This is a genomic window from Verrucomicrobiia bacterium, from assembly GCA_035577545.1.
GTDB lineage: Bacteria > Verrucomicrobiota > Verrucomicrobiia > Palsa-1439 > Palsa-1439 > Palsa-1439.
In genome coordinates this window covers 1-2596 of record DATLVI010000020.1, presented here as the reverse complement: position 1 = coordinate 2596, position 2596 = coordinate 1, and the positions used below count along the sequence as shown (strand labels likewise).

The following is a 2596-nucleotide window of genomic DNA, read 5'->3' as shown; positions in this document are numbered from 1 at the left end:
GCTTCAAAGTACAAGCGCATCGCCGTAATCGGCCCGAACGCAGCTGAGGTTCATCTGGGCGGCTACAGTAACAACCCGGGCCGCGGCATCAGCATTTTGCAGGGTATCAAGAACCGCGTTGGATCGGGTTTGGAAGTCCTTTATGCGGAAGGCACCAAGATCACCGAAACGCCACCGGATTGGAATGCGGACAAAGTTGTGATTGGCGAACCGGCGCTGAATGCCAAGCGCATCGCCGATGCTGTCAAAACCGCCCAGAAAGCTGACGTCATAATTCTCGTTCTGGGCGACAACGAGCAAACGTCCCGTGAAGCGTGGGCTCCCGAGCACAAGGGCGACCGCGATGATCTCACCTTGCTCGGCAATCAGGACGACCTCGCAAAGGCCATGTTTGCGACTCACAAGCCCGTCGTTGTCCTTCTGCTGCATGGCCGGCCCAATGCGATCACCTACCTCGCCGAAAATGTTCCGGCGATTCTTGATGGCTGGTATCTCGGCCAGGAGGGCGGCACCGCAGCTGCGGAAGTATTGTTTGGCGACTACAACCCTGGCGGCAGATTGCCTATCACCGTGCCTCGCTCGGTCGGCCAGCTTCCCGATTACTACTATCAAAAACCTTCGGCAAAACGAGAATATCTCGGCAGCACCACCGAGCCGCTCTATCCCTTTGGCTGGGGTTTGAGCTATTCCACGTTCAAGTACGACAATCTCCGTGTGACGCCCGATACCATCGGTCCCGAAGGTACGGCGCACGTCAGCGTAAACGTGACCAACACGAGCAAGCTTCAGGGAGACGAAGTCGTTCAGCTCTACGTTCGCGATGAAATCAGTTCTGTCACTCGTCCCGTCAAAGAGATGCGCGGCTTTCGAAGGATCACCCTTGATCCAGGACAAACGAAGTCCGTCGAGTTCGCCCTCGGTTTCGGAGAGCTGTCATTCCTGAATCGCGATATGCATCGCGTCGTCGAGCCGGGGACCTTCAAAATCATGGTGGGCGGGAATTCCGTCGACTTGATCGAAACGACTTTGACTGTGGCCGACAGATAATTACGCCTGCCTATTTGTAACTTAGTTGCCGCCTGCCCGCAGAATACCCGGATCAGTCCGGCAGCTCCATGCCTCTTGGCTATTTCCTCCACAACGTCTTCCCCGAGCTGCATCACCTCTGTGCCATAGGCCAATTTGAATTCGTGCGGAAAGGCTTGCGCCGGCCGCCGGTAGATCCGCTATGCCAAACTCATTCCGTCACCATGCCTTGTTTCACTCGAATGGTACGAACCAATTCCTGCCGGAGATCGCATTCAGCGACGAGCACGCGCCTGCCGAGGGCCGACAACCGATAATAGCGGCGTCGCGCATCGTCCAATTCCGGTGCGGGCCGCTCGTCGGACCCTCGATTAGTCCCGCCTCGGTCAGCCGTTTGGTTGCCGTGAAGTTGTGAGTTCCTGGAATTACAACTAGAGCGCGCGAATCCATTGCTTGAGTCGCGCCGCCTCCATATCGATCATCCCGGGGTCGTGGAAAGTGTGAGCCAGCACCGATAGGCCTTGTGTTGCGGATAGAAGATGTACGGCGAGTCCAGGCGAATCATCACCTTTGCCAAGTGCCTTGAATTGCGCTTCCATCCATGCCAGAGCCTCCGCGAACAACACCGTCGATTTCTTTGCCACTGCGCCGCCATGCTTATGCAGTTCGGAGCACAAGGTCCCGACAGGACAGCCACTGCGCGCCAGCGTCTCGCGATTGTTGATTTTTATCTGCACGAAGCCGCACAGCCGCTCTCTGGGAGAATCTGCTCTGTCCAACTCCTGCAGCAATCTCCTGAATCGCGAGACGCGCAGTTCCACAATTGCATTGCCAATTTGGTCCTTCGTCTTGAAGTAGTAGTAGACGTTGCCCAGTGGGACCCTGGCCTCCTCCGCGATGTCAGCGAGCGCCGTGTTGCCGAACCCATGCCGGTAGGTGACCTTTTCGGCGGCTTGAAGGAGCCGCGTCCGGTTGTTTGCTTTCAATTTTGGCATCACTCCGTCCAATAGTCAGTTGACTAGCTTACATGTTAAGTTCGAGGGGATGTCAACGTCAATGGCCGGGCGCATAGGATTTCATAATAAGGCGCGGCAGCAAGTGCGAACAAATCGGCCGGCGCCTCCTTGGGAGAGCAAGTTGCATGAGTCGCCCGAGGGCGTTGACGCCACCATCCGGTTTTGAGTATCGTGTCAGTCAGTCAACTGACTGTATGCAGGGCGACAAACCAACGGAGGAGAAGGAACTCATGAAGACGAACCATGAACCAGTCATGGCAGTGCGCAATCGCTGGAAGTTCAAAGGATGGATTGTCTGCGGCACCGCATTGCTCTCCTTTGCCGCCGGATCGCTCCTTACTGGCCGCCTAATGCACGTGAATCAAGCGCGGGCCGACAGCAATCACGTATTCGAGCTCATGGTTTATCACACTGTGCCCGGCAAAGTGCCGGCCCTCGAGTCGATCTTTCGCGACGTTTCCAAGCTACAAGCCAAGCATGATCTCAATGTCGTCGGGTACTGGGTGCCCGACGACGATGATCCTGCTTGGGCCAACACATTTATCTACCTCGTG

At 56.4% G+C, this 2596-nt stretch carries 4 protein-coding genes; 3 read left to right on the top strand and 1 reads right to left on the bottom strand.

Annotated elements, in window-relative coordinates; translation table 11 throughout:
* On the top strand, nt 1-1047 hold a 1047-nt coding region (locus VNL17_06615), incomplete at its 5' end, for a glycoside hydrolase family 3 C-terminal domain-containing protein (protein ID HXI83747.1).
* Between the two features lie 181 nt (nt 1048-1228).
* Entirely contained in the window at nt 1229-1441 is a 213-nt protein-coding gene (locus VNL17_06610) for a hypothetical protein (protein ID HXI83746.1), read from the top strand.
* A 16-nt stretch (nt 1442-1457) separates the two neighbouring features.
* On the opposite strand, the gene VNL17_06605 is transcribed toward VNL17_06610, so the two are convergent.
* Nucleotides 1458-2021 (bottom strand): TetR/AcrR family transcriptional regulator, encoded by a 564-nt coding sequence (locus VNL17_06605; GenBank protein ID HXI83745.1) that lies wholly within the window; start codon nt 2019-2021, stop codon nt 1458-1460.
* Between the two features lie 251 nt (nt 2022-2272).
* Between VNL17_06605 and VNL17_06600 the strand changes: the two genes are divergently transcribed.
* Nucleotides 2273-2596, top strand: a 324-nt coding sequence (locus VNL17_06600; GenBank protein HXI83744.1) for a hypothetical protein, incomplete at its 3' end; no start/stop codon positions are given.

Bases quoted from the DNA above. Each gene is read 5' to 3' on its own strand.
- VNL17_06605 (HXI83745.1), bottom strand. From the start codon at position 2,021: ATGCCAAAATTGAAAGCAAACAACCGGACGCGGCTCCTTCAAGCCGCC.
- VNL17_06610 (HXI83746.1), top strand. From the start codon at position 1,229: ATGCCAAACTCATTCCGTCACCATGCCTTGTTTCACTCGAATGGTACG.